General features: G+C 64.8%; 14 protein-coding genes. 13 read left to right on the top strand and 1 reads right to left on the bottom strand.

From position 1 onward, the window contains the following. The first annotated feature begins 4 nt into the window (after positions 1-4). A complete protein-coding gene (locus JV18_RS0110545; protein ID WP_033074452.1) occupies positions 5-3,190 on the top strand; it encodes an efflux RND transporter permease subunit in 3,186 nt (1,061 codons plus the stop codon). After that, positions 3,187-4,587, top strand: coding sequence for an efflux transporter outer membrane subunit (locus tag JV18_RS0110540; protein WP_033074451.1), 1,401 nt, complete (start codon positions 3,187-3,189; stop codon positions 4,585-4,587). Before JV18_RS0110545 ends, JV18_RS0110540 begins: the two co-directional genes overlap by 4 nt. Positions 4,588-4,797: 210 nt before the next feature. Here the strand turns inward: JV18_RS0110540 and JV18_RS0110535 are convergent, their stop codons facing one another. Beyond that, the gene (locus JV18_RS0110535; RefSeq protein ID WP_033074450.1) at positions 4,798-5,616 is read right to left on the bottom strand and encodes a flagellin N-terminal helical domain-containing protein; all 819 of its coding nucleotides are present in this window, start codon (positions 5,614-5,616) and stop codon (positions 4,798-4,800) included. 247 nt (positions 5,617-5,863) lie between these two features. Between JV18_RS0110535 and fliE the strand changes: the two genes are divergently transcribed. The 11 genes from fliE (at position 5,864) to JV18_RS0110480 (ending at position 14,896) form a co-directional block, all read left to right on the top strand. Beyond that, positions 5,864-6,205, top strand: coding sequence for a flagellar hook-basal body complex protein FliE (gene fliE / locus JV18_RS0110530; RefSeq protein WP_033074449.1), 342 nt, complete (start codon positions 5,864-5,866; stop codon positions 6,203-6,205). 3 nt (positions 6,206-6,208) lie between these two features. Then, on the top strand, positions 6,209-7,870 hold the full coding sequence (gene fliF, locus JV18_RS0110525; protein WP_033074448.1) for a flagellar basal-body MS-ring/collar protein FliF: 1,662 nt from the start codon (positions 6,209-6,211) through the stop codon (positions 7,868-7,870). Further along, positions 7,863-8,906 carry a flagellar motor switch protein FliG gene (fliG, locus tag JV18_RS0110520; RefSeq protein WP_052072199.1) on the top strand — a complete coding sequence of 348 codons (1,044 nt, stop codon included), beginning with the start codon at positions 7,863-7,865 and terminating at the stop codon, positions 8,904-8,906. The genes fliF and fliG overlap by 8 nt, the downstream gene beginning before the upstream one ends. Beyond that, positions 8,899-9,522, top strand: coding sequence for a FliH/SctL family protein (locus JV18_RS0110515; RefSeq protein WP_033074447.1), 624 nt, complete (start codon positions 8,899-8,901; stop codon positions 9,520-9,522). The genes fliG and JV18_RS0110515 overlap by 8 nt, the downstream gene beginning before the upstream one ends. Further along, on the top strand, positions 9,519-10,850 hold the full coding sequence (locus JV18_RS0110510; RefSeq protein ID WP_033074446.1) for a FliI/YscN family ATPase: 1,332 nt from the start codon (positions 9,519-9,521) through the stop codon (positions 10,848-10,850). Before JV18_RS0110515 ends, JV18_RS0110510 begins: the two co-directional genes overlap by 4 nt. Continuing rightward, positions 10,847-11,290, top strand: a complete 444-nt coding sequence (locus JV18_RS0110505; protein ID WP_033074445.1) for a hypothetical protein — start codon at positions 10,847-10,849, stop codon at positions 11,288-11,290. Before JV18_RS0110510 ends, JV18_RS0110505 begins: the two co-directional genes overlap by 4 nt. Beyond that, on the top strand, positions 11,290-12,744 hold the full coding sequence (locus tag JV18_RS0110500) for a flagellar hook-length control protein FliK (protein WP_235303388.1): 1,455 nt from the start codon (positions 11,290-11,292) through the stop codon (positions 12,742-12,744). The genes JV18_RS0110505 and JV18_RS0110500 overlap by 1 nt, the downstream gene beginning before the upstream one ends. Positions 12,745-12,758: 14 nt before the next feature. Further along, a complete protein-coding gene (locus tag JV18_RS0110495; RefSeq protein WP_033074443.1) occupies positions 12,759-13,364 on the top strand; it encodes a flagellar basal body-associated FliL family protein in 606 nt (201 codons plus the stop codon). Positions 13,365-13,438: 74 nt separating this feature from the next. Further along, positions 13,439-14,290 (top strand): FliM/FliN family flagellar motor switch protein, encoded by an 852-nt coding sequence (locus tag JV18_RS0110490; RefSeq protein WP_235303137.1) that lies wholly within the window; start codon positions 13,439-13,441, stop codon positions 14,288-14,290. Next, positions 14,283-14,621, top strand: coding sequence for a flagellar motor switch protein FliN (gene fliN, locus JV18_RS0110485; RefSeq protein ID WP_033074441.1), 339 nt, complete (start codon positions 14,283-14,285; stop codon positions 14,619-14,621). Before JV18_RS0110490 ends, fliN begins: the two co-directional genes overlap by 8 nt. Next, positions 14,621-14,896, top strand: a complete 276-nt coding sequence (locus JV18_RS0110480; RefSeq protein WP_033074440.1) for a flagellar biosynthetic protein FliO — start codon at positions 14,621-14,623, stop codon at positions 14,894-14,896. The genes fliN and JV18_RS0110480 overlap by 1 nt, the downstream gene beginning before the upstream one ends. Positions 14,897-14,901 lie beyond the last annotated feature (5 nt).

Raw genomic sequence — 14,901 nt, 5'->3', positions numbered from 1 at the left:
GTTCATGTCGCGCATTTTCATCGACCGGCCGATCTTTGCCTGGGTGCTTGCGATCATCGTCATGCTGGGCGGGCTGGGGGCGCTGTCGGCCCTGCCCATCGAACAATATCCCGACATTGCCCCCACACAGGTCAATATTCGCGCCACTTACCCCGGCGCTTCAGCCGAGACGATTGAAAATAGCGTCACGCAAATTTTGGAACAGCAGCTGACCGGTATCGACGGTTTGCTCTATTTCAATTCGCAATCAAGCTCGCGCGGACAGGCGAGCATTACCGCCATCTTCTCCAAGGACACCGACCCCGACATTGCGCAGGTGCAGGTCCAGAATAAAATTCAGTCGGCCATTTCCCGTCTGCCCGCCCAAGTGCAGAGCCAAGGCGTACGGGTCACCAAATCCAATTCCGACGGGCTCTTGCTCGTCGCCGTTTATGATGAGACGGACACGCGGTCCAATCAGGATGTTTCGGACTTTCTCACATCCTACATCCAGGACCCGCTGTCGCGGGTCGATGGCGTAGGCGACGTCAATGTCTTTGGTTCGCCGCATGCGATGCGCATTTGGCTGAACCCGCAGCGGCTGGCGGCCTTTTCGCTGATGCCCGGCGACATTGTGTCGGCGATCAATGCGCAGAACAGCGAAGTCGCGGCGGGTGAAGTGGGCGGATTGCCTGCCCCCGAGGGGCAGTTGCTGAACGCCACCGTCACCGCCCAGTCGCGGCTTCGGACCCCGGAAGAATTTGAGAATATCATCCTCAAGACGCTCAACGACGGATCGAGCGTTCGGATCAAGGATGTCGCTCGCGTCGAAATTGGGGCCGAAAGCTATGGCACGGTCAGCCGCGTCAATGGGCATCCCGGGGCCGGGATGTCGATCTCCCTATCGCCGGGCGCGGATGCCCTGGAGACCGCCGAACGGGTGAAGGCCCGCATGGACGCGCTCGCCGCCGATTTTCCAGACGGGCTTTCCTACACCTATGCCAATGATTCGACCGCCTTCATCAAATTGTCGGTAAGTGAGGTTCAAAAAGCGCTGTTCGAGGCGATCCTGCTGGTCGTGCTCGTCATGTTCATCTTTTTGCAGAGCTGGCGCGCGACGCTGATCCCGGCCATTGCCGTGCCGGTTGTGCTGCTCGGCACCTTCGCCATTTTCTATATCGCCGGGTTCAGCATCAATACGCTGACCCTGTTCGGACTGGTGCTCGCCATCGGCCTGTTGGTCGATGACGCTATTGTCGTGGTCGAGAATGTCGAGCGGTTGATGGAAGAAAACCCCGGCATGACCGCACGGGAAGCCACCATCCTGTCGATGAAGGAATTACAGGTCGCGTTGATCGCCATCGGGCTCGTGCTGTCCGCCGTTTTCTTGCCCATGGCCTTTTTCGGGGGATCGACCGGCGTCATCTATCGTCAATTTTCGATCACCATCGTGTCGGCGATGGGTCTGTCGGTGCTCGTCGCGCTGATCCTGAGCCCGGCGCTCACTTCAACGCTGTTAAAACCCAAGGCAGAGCAGGGCGCGGCGCCCCACCGCTTTCCCAAAGCCGCGGTGCGTTTCGAGGCCGCGAAACATTGGTTCAACACACGCTTTGACGCCATGACCCAGCGCTATGCCGCCAATGTCACGAAAGTTGTGGATCGTAGGGGGCGGTTTTTAGCGCTCTATCTGATTATATTGGCGTTGCTGGCCTTTATGTTTTTGCGGCTTCCCGGTGGTTTTCTGCCGAATGAGGACCAGGGCCGGGTTGCGGTGCAGTTTCGCCTGCCGGCGGGCGCGACGCAGGAACGCACGCTGGAAGTGCGCGATAGCCTCGAAAAATATCTGTTGAGCGAAGAAAAAGACAATATTCAGGCGCTGTTCCTGCTCGCGGGCGGCGGGCGCGGGGCGGCGGGACAGAATACGGGGCAGGGCTTCCTCAACCTTGTCCATTGGGACGAGCGTCCGGGAGAGGAAAACAGCGCCGATGCCATTGCCGACCGTCTTCGCAAGGCGATGGCGGGGCAACGCGATGCCCAGATTTTCGCGCTGGTGCCGGGCGCGGTCCGCGGGCTGGGCGACACGTCGGGCTTTACCATGCAGTTTCAGAACCGCAGCGGCCTGTCGCGCGAGCAATTTGCCGAAGCGCGCGACAAATTGCTCGCCATGGCCGAGCAAAATCCGCGGCTGACGTCGGTAAGGCTGAGCGACCTTCCCGATGTGGCGACGCTGAAGATCGACGTCGATACCCAGCGGCTGACCGCCTATGGCCTCAACAATAATGACGTCAATGCGACGCTGGCGACGGCCTGGGGCGGGCGATATGTCAATGACTTCATCGACGATGGCCGGGTGAAGCGCGTCTATGTCCAGGGCGATGCCCCCTATCGCGCCAAGCCCGAAGACATCAGCCAATGGTATGTCCGATCTGCCAATGGCGAGATGGCGCCTTTTTCTGCCTTCTCCACCATCGACTGGGCGACGACGCCCAGCAGCACCTCCCGCTTTCAGGGGGTCCCCGCCTTTGAAATTTCGGGGCAGGCCGCGCCCGGCACCAGTTCGGGTGAGGCGATGGAAGAAATGGAACGCATGGCGGCCGAGATCCCCGGCACCAGCACCGCCTGGTCGGGCGCCTCCTTTGAAGAGCGGCTGTCGTCGGGACAGGCGCCGCTGCTTTATGCGCTGTCGCTGCTTGTCGTCTTCCTGTGCCTCGCCGCGCTTTACGAAAGCTGGTCGATCCCGGTCGCGGTGCTGCTCGTCATTCCACTCGGGCTGGTCGGCGCGGTCTTTGCGGTGACGCTGCGCGGGCTGGAAAATGACGTCTATCTGCAGATCGGCCTGCTGACGACCATGGGGCTCGCATCCAAAAATGCGATTTTGATGATCGAATTTGCCGAGCAGGAAGAGAAGAAAGGCAAGCGCGTCATCGAAGCCGCCATCGCCGCGGCGCGCATTCGCCTGCGCCCCATCTTGATGACCAGCTTTGCCTTTATCTTTGGCGTTATCCCGCTGGCACTGGCGAGCGGGGCAGGCGCCAACAGCCGGGTTGCCATCGGCACATCGGTGATCGGGGGGATGCTGACCGCGACCCTGCTCGCCATTTTCTTCATCCCGCTCTTCTTCGTTCTCGTCCGGCGCGGCGTGCGCGATGGGCTGGCGGCGGTGCGCGCGCATTTCGGACGGCGCGGCAAAAAGGGGGAGGCGGAAGCATGATCGCGCGTGCGGCCTGCGCCATCGCCCTGCCCCTGATCGCAGCGGGCTGTTCGCTCGCGCCCGAAACCATTTTGCCCGCGCCGCCGGTCCCGCCAAGCTGGCCCAGCGGCGAGGCCTATCCGGCGCCGGAGGGCGCGGCGGCATCCCCCATCCCTTCTTATCGCAGCATTTTTAGCGATGTGCGGTTGCAGGCGCTGATCGAGCAAAGCCTTGGCGGCAATCGCGACCTGCGCGTCGCCTTTGCCAATGTGGCTGCCGCGCGGGCGGCGGCTCAAGGCGCGCGGGCGGCGCGGCTTCCCACCATCGGCGCGAGCGCGGGAAGCGGCTATGCCGAGCGCGATAATGGCGGCGGCGGCGATTTTTCGCTGGGGGCAGGCATCAGCGCCTTTGAACTTGATCTGTTCGGGCGGCTGGCCAATGCCGCCGACGCCGAACGCAGCCGCGCGCTGGCGAGCGAGGCGGCGGCGCGCACCGTCCGGCTGGCGCTGATCGCTGATCTCGCCGAAAGCTGGACCGCCTATGGCGCCGCGCGCGACCGGCTGGCCATTGCCGAAGAAAGTGCCGCCAATGCGCGCGAAAGCGTGCGGTTGACGCGCGCGCGGCTGGATGGCGGCATTGCGCCGCGCACCGACCTGCGCCGCGCCGAACAGATTTTGGCGACCGCCGAGCAGGAAATTGCCGCGCAGAAAAGCGCGCTGGCACAGGAGGAAAACCGGCTGCGCCTGTTGCTTGGCGGCCCGCTGGACCCCGCGCTCTTGCCGTCCGGGCTGGACGATGCCGCGCCAGCGATCAGGCTTCCGCCCGCGGGGCTGTCGTCATCCGTCCTGCTGCGCCGCCCCGATGTCATCGCGGCCGAATATCGGCTGCGCGCGGCCCATGCCGATATTGGTGCGGCGCGCGCGCGGCTGTTCCCCACCCTGTCGCTGACCGCGCTGGTCGGCGTGGCAAGCGATGCCCTGACCGGGCTGTTCAGGGGTAGCGGCTGGAACTGGTCTGCGGGCGCCAATGCCAGCGCGCCCATTTTCGATTTTGGCGCCCGCCGCGCGGGCGTGGCGGTGAGCGAAGCCGAACGCGATGCCGCGCTCGCCCGCTATGAAGGCGCGATCCAGACCGCCTTTCGCGACGTCGCCGACGCGCTGGCGGTCCAAGGCACAATCGCCGAGCGATTGCGCGCGGCCACCGCCAACCGCGCAGCGGCGGAAGACACAGCGCGGCTGACCGAAGCGCGTTACAGGGGCGGGATCGACAGTTTCCTCGATAATCTGGATGCCCAGCGCAGCCTGTTGGCGGCGCGGCAGGGCGAGATTGCGGTGCAAACATTGCTGGTCCAGACCCGCATCGCGCTGTTCCGCGCGCTGGGCGGCGATGGCGGTGCGGGAGAGGATAGCCCCGGCTGAAGCCTGGTCAGGGGCGAAGATGCAATTCCCCCTGGCAGTTGGCGCAAAAATGGCGGTGGCAGGCGATGGGTCCCCGCCTTCGCGGGGACACACCCTGCTACAGTAGAGAAATAGCGGCTCCCCATATGAAAAAAGCGCCCCGACCATAAGGCCGGGGCGCTGGTTCAGCCGGTACAGGAGACCGGTTGGTTTTGGCTGATCTATCGCCGCTTAGCGGAGAAGATTCATCACGCCCTGCTGGCTCTGGTTCGCCTGAGCGAGCATCGCGGTCGATGCCTGCGACAGGATGCCAGCCGCAGCAAGCTTCGTCGATTCCGCCGAGAAGTCAGCGTCTTCGACGCGCGATTTCGATTCCGACAGATTGGTGACGGTCGATGTCAAATTATCGACAGCCGCGCTCAGGCGGTTCTGCTGGGCACCGAGGTTGGCGCGCTGCGTCGCAACGGTCTGGATCGCGGTGTCGAGCGTGCCAAGCGCGCCCGAAGCACCAGCCGCCGTCGACATGTCGAGAGCGGCAACGCCCAGCGCCGCAGCCTGCAGGTCGGCGATGGTGATGTTCACCGTTTCACCCGAAGCAACGCCGGTCTGAATGTCGAAGCCAGCGGCGACGCTGCCGTTGAGCAGCTTGTTGCCGTTGAAGTCGGTGCGCGTCGCGATGTCGCCAATCTGCGAGATCAGCGCGGTAACTTCGGTCTGGATCGCCGAACGGTCGGTGGTGCCGTTCGTGCCGTTGGCCGACTGAACCGCCAGTTCGCGCATACGGACCAGAATGTCCGAAATGCCCTGCATCGCGCCTTCGGCGGTCTGCGCCAGCGAAATGCCGTCATTGGCATTGCGCACAGCCTGGTTCAGGCCGCGGACGGTGGCGTCCATGCGGGTTGCGATGGCGAGGCCAGCGGCGTCGTCCTTCGCGCTGTTGATGCGCTTGCCGCTCGACAGGCGTTCCATCGCCTGGGCCTGCATCTGGCCCGCAACACGCGAGCTGTTCTGGGCGCGAAGCGCGCTAACATTGGTGTTGATGACAGTCATGATCTTCCTTTCCGGCTCAATGGCCATTCCCGTGGTGTGAGGGCTCGGCGAGCGGTCACGAATGCAATAACGGCGGGGCGAGACGGGGATTAAGCGAACCGGCGTCAAAAAAATGCCGACCTGACTATCGAGGCAGGAGCACCCATCCATAAATGACGGAATTCATTGACTTATTCCAGCTTGGCACGTCGATTGCATTATATCGGGGTGTGCGGTGTATCGCCGCCGACAGGATGGATGAAAGCTTATGAGCACGATTGACCAGAGCCGATTGCTGCAAATGCGCAGTTCGATCCTCAATCAGAATGAAGCGCTTCAGCGGGCGGCCGGACGCGGCGGCCTCGACAGTGCGGCAGGTGCCGAGGGCACGCCCGATTTCGGTGCCGCGATTTCGAACGCCCTGCAGCAAGTCAATAATCAGCAGGCCAAGGCAGGCGCTATGACCGAAGCCTATGAGCGCGGCGACACGCACGACATCGTCAGCGTGATGATCGAGCGGCAGAAAGCCTCGCTCGGCTTTGAAACGACGCTGCAGGTTCGAAACAAACTGCTCTCCGCCTATCGCGACATCATGAACATGCCGGTGTAATCCATGTCCAACGCTCAAGCTCTTGCCCCACTCGACACATCTTCGCCGGCGCAGCTTCCCGCGCCCGGCATCGGTGAGCGGTTCGCGCCGCTCCGTCAGTTTACCCGCCAGCCCGCCGTGCAGCGGGCCCTGCCCGCCATCGCCACCACCAGCGCGATCGGCATCGCCGCGCTTGCCTGGTTCCTGACGCAAGCGGCACCGCAGGCCCCCTTATTTTCCGGCCTGGACGATAGCGACAAGGCCGCTGTGGCCGAAGCGCTGCAATCATCGGGCATTGCCCATGAAATCGACCCCGCCACCGGCGCGCTGACGGTCGATGCCGACAAGTTGCATCAGGCGCGCATGACGCTGGCCGGACAGGGCCTGCCCCGCGCCCAGCCCACGGGCGACAGCATGATCGCCGCGCTGCCCATGGGGTCGAGCCGCGCGATCGAAGGCGAAACGTTGAGAGGAGCCCGCGAGGCCGATCTTGCCCGCACCATCGAGGCGATCGACGCGGTGAAAAACGCGCGCGTCCATATTGCCGCCGCCGAACCCAGCCTGTTCGTGCGCGAGGACAAGCCGGCCACCGCATCGGTGATGCTGACGCTGCAAAATGGTCGCACGCTGTCCGATGGACAGGTGCAGGCGATCCGTTTCCTCGTCGCTTCGTCGGTTCCGGGCATGAATGCCGAGCAGGTGTCGGTGATCGACCAGCGCGGTGCGCTGCTGTCCGATTCGGCGACGAGCAGCGACATGAAGGCCTTTCAGCTCCAGACCCAGATCGAGGACCGCTTTCGCGCGGCGCTCGACACGCTGCTGCGCCCCATGCTGGGCGCGGGCAATTTTTCGGTCGAGGTCCACGCCGATGTCGACATGTCCGAAAGCCAGGCGACCCGCGAAAGCTTCCCCGAAAATGACCGCGCGCTGACCCGCGAGCAGATCACGCGATCGGTGTCGGGTCAGGGCACGCCGCCCGCAGTCGGCATTCCCGGCGCGCTTTCCAACCAGCCGCCGCAGGCCACCACCGTCGTCGATCAGGCGCCCGCGCCGGTCGCCGCCGGGGGCGGAACGGAAACGCAGAGCAATGAAAATGCCTCGCGCGCTTATGAAGTGGGCCGCGAAATTTCGGTGACGCATCAGCCGCAGGGCCGCCTGCGCCGCGTGTCGGTCGCGGTGGCGCTCAATCAGGGCCAGAAAGCGCTGACCCAAGCCGATCTCGCCAAGATCGACGCGCTGGTGAAAGGCGCGGTCGGCTTTGACGAAGCGCGCGGCGACACTGTCGCGATCAATCAGCGCCCCTTTGTGAAGGTGGAGGAAACGCCGCCCGCCTTTTACGAGGAAAGCTGGTTCCTGCCGCTCGTCAAGCAAGGCGGCGCCATTCTCGCCGCGCTGCTCGCCTTTCTCTTCATCGGACGCCCGCTGATCAAGGCCGCGAAGGAACGCGCCCGCGCGCGCGCCGAACGCGAAAGCGCGCTCGAGGAATCGCTGCTCGCTGCCACGGAAACGCGCCCGGCGCTGCCGAGCGGCAACAGCGACAATGGCGGCGAAATCACGCTCGAAATGATTGAGGCCGCCCCCAGCTATGAAGATCGCGCCAATCTGGTGCGGGCCTTTGTCCGGCAGGATTCCGAACGCGCCGCGCTGGTCGTGCGCCAGCTGATGCAGGAGGGTGCCCGTGCCTGAGGTTGCCGAAATCGCCCTCGAAGAAGCCGCACCCACCAGCAAGCCCCTGGTCGATGGTTCGTCGGCCGCCGCCATATTGCTGATGCTGCTCGATGAAAGCGAGGCGGCGACAATCCTCAAGCATCTCGACCCCGAAGAGGTGCGCCAGCTTGCCAAGTCGATGTTCGATACCGCCAATGCGAGCGAAGCGCAGATCGAACAGGCGCTGGGCCAGTTTGTCGTGCAAAGCCGCGGTGTGAGCGCGCTCGCCATCGGAGCCGACACGCGCATTCGCACCGTGATCAATCAGGCGGTGGGCAATGTCCGCGCCGACAATATATTGGCCGCCGTCGCGCCGCAGCGCAGCGCCGCTTCGCTCGAAATGCTGCGCTGGATGGATGTCGAGGCGATCAGCGGGCTGCTCGCCAGCGAGCATCCGCAGGTCGGCGCGCTGATCCTGTCGGTGCTGGTGCCCGATGTCGCCGCGCGTGCCATCGAAACGCTCGACGAAACCTTGCAGGCCGATCTGGTGCTGCGCGCGGCACAGCTGAGCTCGGTCCCCGCGGCTGCGATCGAGGATCTGGAGGCGGTGCTGTCCGCCGCCAATGCCGATGGCCAGCGCGTCGCCAAGAAAGCGATCGGCGGCCCCAGCGACGTCGCCAAGATCATGAAGCAAATGCCCAAGCAATTGTCGGAACGCACGATCCGCGCGCTCAAGAAGCATGACAAGGCGCTGGCCCAGATCATCGAAGAGGAAATGTTCATCTTCGAAAATCTGCGCGACCTCGACAAGAAGAGCCTCGGCACCGTGCTGCGCAGTGTCGATGCCGCCGAACTGGCGATCGCGCTCAAGGGCACCGACGAGGAAATGGTCGATCTGTGCCTGTCGACCATGTCGAAACGCGCATCGGAAACGATCCGCGACGAAATGGCCGAAATGACGATGGTGAAGCGCACCGATGTCGACGAAGCACAAAAGGCGATCATGCAGATCGTCCGCCAGATGGCGGCTTCGGGCGAGATCATGATTGCGGGCGCAGGCGACGATTATGTCTGATCGCAGCGCCCCCACCGCCTTTGCCCCCGGCGCGCTGGCCGCTGCCATGGCGCAAAGCAGCGGCTTTCGTCCGCTGTCCTTTGCCGCGCCGCATGCACCCGCATCGGCCCCCATGCCCGCGGACCGCGCCGCGCCCGAGGCCGCGACCCCGGAACAGGCCGACGATCCCTTTGCACGCGGCCTGGCCGAAGGGCAGCGACTGGCGGAAGCGGCGCATAATGCCGAGCGGCATCAGTTGCTTGCGCTGGTCGCCGCCGCCGAAGCCTTGCAGGATGAGCCGAGCGAAGAGCTGGCGCAGCTGATCGCCGAAACGGTCGAGCGGCTGGTGCGGCAGATTGTCGAAGATGCACCCATCAACGCCGACTGGTTGCAGCAACAGGCCGAAACCGCCGCCGCCATGGTCGCCGAAGCCGACAAGGCGCGCACCCTGTGGGTCAATCCCGCCGACGCCGCGCTGCTGGTCGACTGTCCGGTCAAGCTGCCGGTCGAGGCCGATCCGGCCATGCCGCGCGGCACCATCCGCATCGAAACATCGGCCGGCTGGATCGAACATGGCCGCGCCGTTTATCTGGATGAACTGCGCGCCGCGCTGGGCCATCCGGGAGAGGTGGCATGACCCGCCGCCTCGCCATGACCGCGCGCCAATTGCTCGATTCCGTCGATCTGACGCACGCATCGCCGCGCCGCGTCGGCACGCTGGTCGCGCATGAAGGCATTATGCTCGAGGTATCCGGCTTTCCGCAGCCGCTGGGCAGCAATGTCCGCATCAAATCGGCAACGGGCGATTATGTGAATGGCGAGGTCGTCGGCTTTCGCGGACACCGCAGCCTGGTCCTGCCTTTTGACACCAACCAGCCGCTCGTCACCGGCGCACCCGTTGAGCCGCATGGCGCATCGAGCATGGTGCCGTGCGGCAAGGCGCTGCTGGGACGGATCATCGACGCGCAGGGCCAGCCGCTCGATGGCCGGCCCGCGGTCAAATCGCAATTCCAATGGCCGCTGGCCGGGCGCAAGGTCAATCCGCTGCGCCGGGGTCGCGTCACCAAACCGCTCAACATGGGCGTGCGCGCCATCAACGGCCTGCTGACCGTTGGCGAAGGCCAGCGCGTTGCGATCATTGCGGGGTCGGGCGTCGGCAAATCGGTTCTGATGGGACAGATGATTGCCGGAACCGAATGCGACGTCATTGTCGTCGGCCTGATCGGCGAACGCAGCCGCGAGGTCAGCGATTTTGTCGAAACCAAGCTGCCGCCTGCGGTACGCAAGAAATCGGTCGTCGTCGCCGTTCCCGCCGATCATCCCCCGCTGCTGCGCCTGCGCGCCGCGATGCGCGCGACCGCCATCGCCGAAGCCTTTCGCGACGAAGGCAAGAAGGTGCTGCTGTTGATCGACAGCCTGACCCGCGTTGCCCATGCCCAGCGCGAGATCGGCCTGACTTTGGGCGAGCCGCCGACGATGAAAGGCTATCCGCCGTCGGTCTTTGCCCTCATCCCCTCGCTGGTCGAGCGGGCCGGGATCGACCGCGAAACCGGCGGATCGGTCACTGCGCTCTACACCGTGCTCGCCGATGGCGGCGATATTGAGGATCCGGTGGTCGACAGCGCGCGCGCCATCGTCGACGGCCATATCATCCTGTCGCGGCAATTGGCCGAACAGGGCGTCTATCCCGCCATTGATGTCGCGCGCTCGCTGTCGCGCACCATGGCCGATTCGGTCGATGCGCCGCACGCCGCCGCCGCCGCCCGCTTTCGCCAGCTCTGGTCCGCTTATGAAGAGAATCGCGACCTGATGCTGATGGGCGCCTACACCGCCGGCAGCGACCCCATACTCGACGAAGCCATTGCCCGCCGCGCCGACCAGCTTGCCTTTGTCACGCAAGCGCCCGGCGTCCGGGTCGATTTCGAAACATCCCGCCAAAGCTTGATCGAAGGATATTCTGCATGAACGCCCGTACCGCACGCCGCCAACGTATCATTCGCGTGCGCACCGTCGAACATCAACGGGCGGAGGCCAATCTGGCCCGCGCCTCGGGCGAGCTAGCCAATCTGGTCGAACTGGCCAAGCGCCTTGAGAGCCTGCGCACCGAACTCGCCATGGCCAAGGGGGCGGCGACCGGCCGCGCGCTCAACTCGATCGGCGAATTGGGGATCCGGCTCGACACCGCCAAGGAAAGCCTGGCCAAGCCGCTGGATGATGCCAGCGCCCGCCGCGACCAGATGAGCGCGCTGGCACAGGCCGCGATGGTCAAGGAGGAATCGGCCAATCGCCTGTATGAACGCAGCCGTCAGGCGGCGGAAGCCGAAGCCGAGCGCCGCCGCGACGCCAACCGCCCCTTTCAGGGGCAGGGCATGCGGCTGCGCCTGATCGAAGGGGGCGTCCTGTGATGAATCTTCTTTCCACCGGTCCACAGCCGTCAATGCCGCAAGGCTTTGCCGCCTTTCTGGCGACCATCGGACAGGATGGCGTTCCGGACGGCAAAGGCAGCTTTGCCCGCTTGATGCAGGCTGCGCCCGGCGAGGGCGCGGCCCATCCCACTTTGACCGCGCTGCTGTCGGCGCAAGAAGCGCCTGCCGAGGGTCAGACGATTGTGCCGGGAAACAAGGGCGCCGAAACAGGCACGCCCCCCGGAGGGGACGTAGCGCTTCTTCCGGAAGCGGGACCGGCCAAGCCCAGCGAAGCCGCCGCACCCGCCGTTCCTGCAACACCCGATAGCGCTGCGGCCGCAGCCGCGGAGCTTGTCGCCGCCATCGGACAGGCACCCGCCCACCAGACCGGCAAGCCCACCGTTCCTTCCGCGAACGACGGCGATGAAACCACAGCCTCCCCGGCCGAACCGGGAACCGAAGGCACGTTGGACGGCGATGGCGCGATCAAGACCGAAACGCCGGGTGCTGGCAAGGCCGTGGACGCGGCCGCGCTCGCCCCTGAGGCACGCGGCGAAATCATGGCCATTCTCACCGACAAGAATATCTCCGCCGCCGTGACAATGGAGCGCGGCGCAGCCCCTGCTCCGGCCGCCAAAATGTCCGCAGACCCCGCTATGGCAGCCCATAATGGCCCTGCAGGGACGGGGCAGGCCGTGCAGGCCCAAGCCGCGGCAGCGCTGACGCCGAAAGACAAGGGCGCCCCCGCCGACGCCACACCCAAAGCGCCGACCAGCGCCACCATCGCGGATGGGCTGGGCGTCGGCAAGGATAGGGCAGAACCGCTTGTCACCGTGCGGGTGCCAGGCGCCGTTCCCGGCAGTTCGGCGCAGGCCCGCACCCTGACCGAGGCTCCGGCCCCGGTCCGCAGCAGCGCCCCCGATATGAGCGCGTCGATGACCATCGTCTTTTCGCAGCCAGGCGCCCCGGCCAGCGGGGTCTCAAACCTGGTGCAGGCCGCCACTACTCCGACCCCGGTGACCGAGCGCACGCTCGACCTTGGCAGCGACGACGCGTGGATCGAACAGCTCGCGCGCGATATTGCCGCGACAAAATCGGCGAGCGGCGACATCAGCTTTCGCCTGATGCCGAAGCATCTGGGCCGTCTGGACGTCGCCATGACACAGGGCGATGCCGGAGTGTCGCTGAAGCTGGATACCCAGCATGAATCGACCGCCGCCATCGTTCATGCCGCACAGGGGAGGCTGGTCGAGGATCTGCGCCAGCAAGGTGTTCGCGTCGCGGGCGCCGAAGTGACGCATACGCCGGGAGAGGCCGGGCGCCAGTCGCAGCAGGGACAGGGCCGTCAGCCCGCCCCCGACACCGCCCATCTGATTGAAACCGCAACCGATGGCGCGCCCGAGCGCGCCCGCAGCGCGCCGCCCGCCGATGACCGGCGCGGCCGCTTTGCCTGAACAGGAGCCGAGCCATGTCAAAAGACAAAAATGAGACCGAGCCCAAGAAAAAGGGCAAGCTGAAGAAAATGCTGATGCTGACCGTCAGCGCCCTCGTGCTGATCGGCGCGGGCGCGGGTGCGGGCATTTATTTCGGCGCCCTGTCGGCGCATGAGGCCAAGCCGGAGGATCATTATCCCAAGCTGGTCGTGCGCAGCGAAAAGGAGATGGAGCCCGTCGCCGACGGCAAGGACAAGGAAGCGCCGCTGAAGGTCGGCACCGTGTCGGTGCCCAACGACCGGTTCAAGGTCGATCCGCGCAAATATGAGATCACCTATTATCCGATCGAGGAGGCCTTCACGACCAATTTGGCCGACGGGTCGGGATTTTTGCAGATCGGAATCAGCCTTTCGACCTTTTACGACGGTAAAGTTATCAATAACATCAAAAGACAGGCTGTTCCCATTCGCTCTGCCGTGCTTATGGTGCTTGCGGAACAGGATCCGGCGTGGCTTTCAACGTCGCAGGGCAAGCAGCGGCTTCAACGCCAGCTTACCGCCGCGATAAATGATGTGCTGCGTGAAAAAGAGGGTTTCGGCGGCATTGATAATGTTTATTTCACGAGCCTGGTGATCCAGTGACAATCGAAACCAAGCCTCCCCGGTCGGTCGAAAGACCCAAAACGTCTGACGCGGACGCTGACGTCAAGGCGTCCTTGCTGCTGCGCAAGTCGCCGGATGGCTATGCTTTTCCGGCGATGGACGCGGTGGCGACGCAATTTGCGCGCTCGCTGCGCGATCTTGTCCGCGCGCTGGGCGCCCCCCAGGTTCAGGTGGAACGGGCGGGCACCGAGCGGATGAGCATGGCCGAATGGACCAAGGCGTCCGACGCCGCGCTTTTCTGGCGCTATCATGCCCCGCCGCTCAAAGGGCCGATCCTTTTGTCCGGATCGCGGATGCTGGTGCTGCAGCTCGTCGACATTTTCTATGGCGGCAAAGGAAAATTACCCGCCAAGCGCGAGGAACTGACCGATGCCGAGGAGCGCTTTGCCGCCCGGCTGGGCCGCGACATGGGGTTGCAGCTTGCTGCCGCTTGGCGCGACCGGCTGGAGATCGAACCGCAGCTCGACTGCGTAACCCCCGACGCGGCCAAGCTGGCCGCGGTGCGCGCGGGCGATGAGCTGCTGGTCCAGCGCTTTACCCTGCGCGGCGCCCCGCTGGAGGATCGCAGCATCGCCTGCGCCTATCCGCTGGCGGCGCTGCGCGGCATTGCCGACGCCGAACCGGCGGTCGAGGCCGCGCCGCTGCGCGACCCTGTCTGGAATGCGGGATTGAACAAGGCGCTGAAGAATGTGCGCCTGCCCGTGCGGTCGGTGCTGGCGCGCCCCGAGATCAGCCTTGCCAAGCTTTTGTCGCTCGAAGCGGGCGACGTCATCCCCATCAATATGCCGCGCCATGTGCCCGTCACCGTCGCAGACCGCAGCTTTGCCATTGGCAGCATCGGCGAGGCGAATGGCAATGCCGCCATCTTGATCGAACAGCTCGAGGAAGGACCGGATCATGACTGACATCAGCGAAGCGCCCGCCGCACCGCCGCCGGAAAGGCGGGGAAACAAGGATATTGCCGCCGCGCCCAATTTCGACCTGCTCGCGGGCGTGTCGCTGCGCGTGTCGGTTGAGGTGGGATCGACGTCGATGACCTTGTCCGAACTGCTGACCCTGTCCGAAGGCAGCGTGATCGAACTCGATCGCGCGGCAACCGATCTGCTCGATATTTATGCCAATGGCACGCTGATCGCCAAGGGCGAGATCGTCAGCGTCGAGGGACGCTATGGCATCAAGGTCGCCGAAGTGGTCGCGCCCGAGCGCAGCCTCGCCGGGCTTGAGCGGAGGGGCTGATGCTCGAATATATCCTGCGCCTGCTGATCCTGTTGCCGATCATCGGCGCCATGGCGTGGGGCAGCCTGTGGCTGTGGAAACGCGTCCAGATGGGCGTGCCGCTGACCGGACCGCGCCCCGATCAGCCGATCCAGATGGTCGGGGTCCTTCCCCTCGGCCCCGGATCGAAGCTGGCGGTGGTGGAATTTGCCGGCCAGCGCATTTTGGTTGCGGTATCGCGCAATGGCATCACCCGCCTGGCCGACGACAGTCAGGGCGATTTCCATGTCGATTGATTGGG

It is taken from the genome of Sphingopyxis sp. MWB1, assembly GCF_000763945.1.
Classification (GTDB): domain Bacteria; phylum Pseudomonadota; class Alphaproteobacteria; order Sphingomonadales; family Sphingomonadaceae; genus Sphingopyxis.
Note: the sequence above shows the minus strand (reverse complement) of the source record. Positions and strands in the feature narration are given on the sequence as shown.

What these genes read in the sequence shown, in the direction of transcription:
- fliN (WP_033074441.1), top strand. Translation starts at nt 14,283, where the DNA reads ATGACTGACATCAGCGAAGCGCCCGCCGCACCGCCGCCGGAAAGGCGG.
- JV18_RS0110495 (WP_033074443.1), top strand. Translation starts at nt 12,759, where the DNA reads ATGTCAAAAGACAAAAATGAGACCGAGCCCAAGAAAAAGGGCAAGCTG.
- JV18_RS0110500 (WP_235303388.1), top strand. Translation starts at nt 11,290, where the DNA reads ATGAATCTTCTTTCCACCGGTCCACAGCCGTCAATGCCGCAAGGCTTT.
- JV18_RS0110545 (WP_033074452.1), top strand. Translation starts at nt 5, where the DNA reads ATGTCGCGCATTTTCATCGACCGGCCGATCTTTGCCTGGGTGCTTGCG.
- JV18_RS0110510 (WP_033074446.1), top strand. Translation starts at nt 9,519, where the DNA reads ATGACCCGCCGCCTCGCCATGACCGCGCGCCAATTGCTCGATTCCGTC.
- fliE (WP_033074449.1), top strand. Translation starts at nt 5,864, where the DNA reads ATGAGCACGATTGACCAGAGCCGATTGCTGCAAATGCGCAGTTCGATC.
- JV18_RS0110480 (WP_033074440.1), top strand. Translation starts at nt 14,621, where the DNA reads ATGCTCGAATATATCCTGCGCCTGCTGATCCTGTTGCCGATCATCGGC.
- JV18_RS0110540 (WP_033074451.1), top strand. Translation starts at nt 3,187, where the DNA reads ATGATCGCGCGTGCGGCCTGCGCCATCGCCCTGCCCCTGATCGCAGCG.
- JV18_RS0110505 (WP_033074445.1), top strand. Translation starts at nt 10,847, where the DNA reads ATGAACGCCCGTACCGCACGCCGCCAACGTATCATTCGCGTGCGCACC.
- JV18_RS0110515 (WP_033074447.1), top strand. Translation starts at nt 8,899, where the DNA reads ATGTCTGATCGCAGCGCCCCCACCGCCTTTGCCCCCGGCGCGCTGGCC.
- JV18_RS0110535 (WP_033074450.1), bottom strand. Translation starts at nt 5,616, where the DNA reads ATGACTGTCATCAACACCAATGTTAGCGCGCTTCGCGCCCAGAACAGC.
- fliF (WP_033074448.1), top strand. Translation starts at nt 6,209, where the DNA reads ATGTCCAACGCTCAAGCTCTTGCCCCACTCGACACATCTTCGCCGGCG.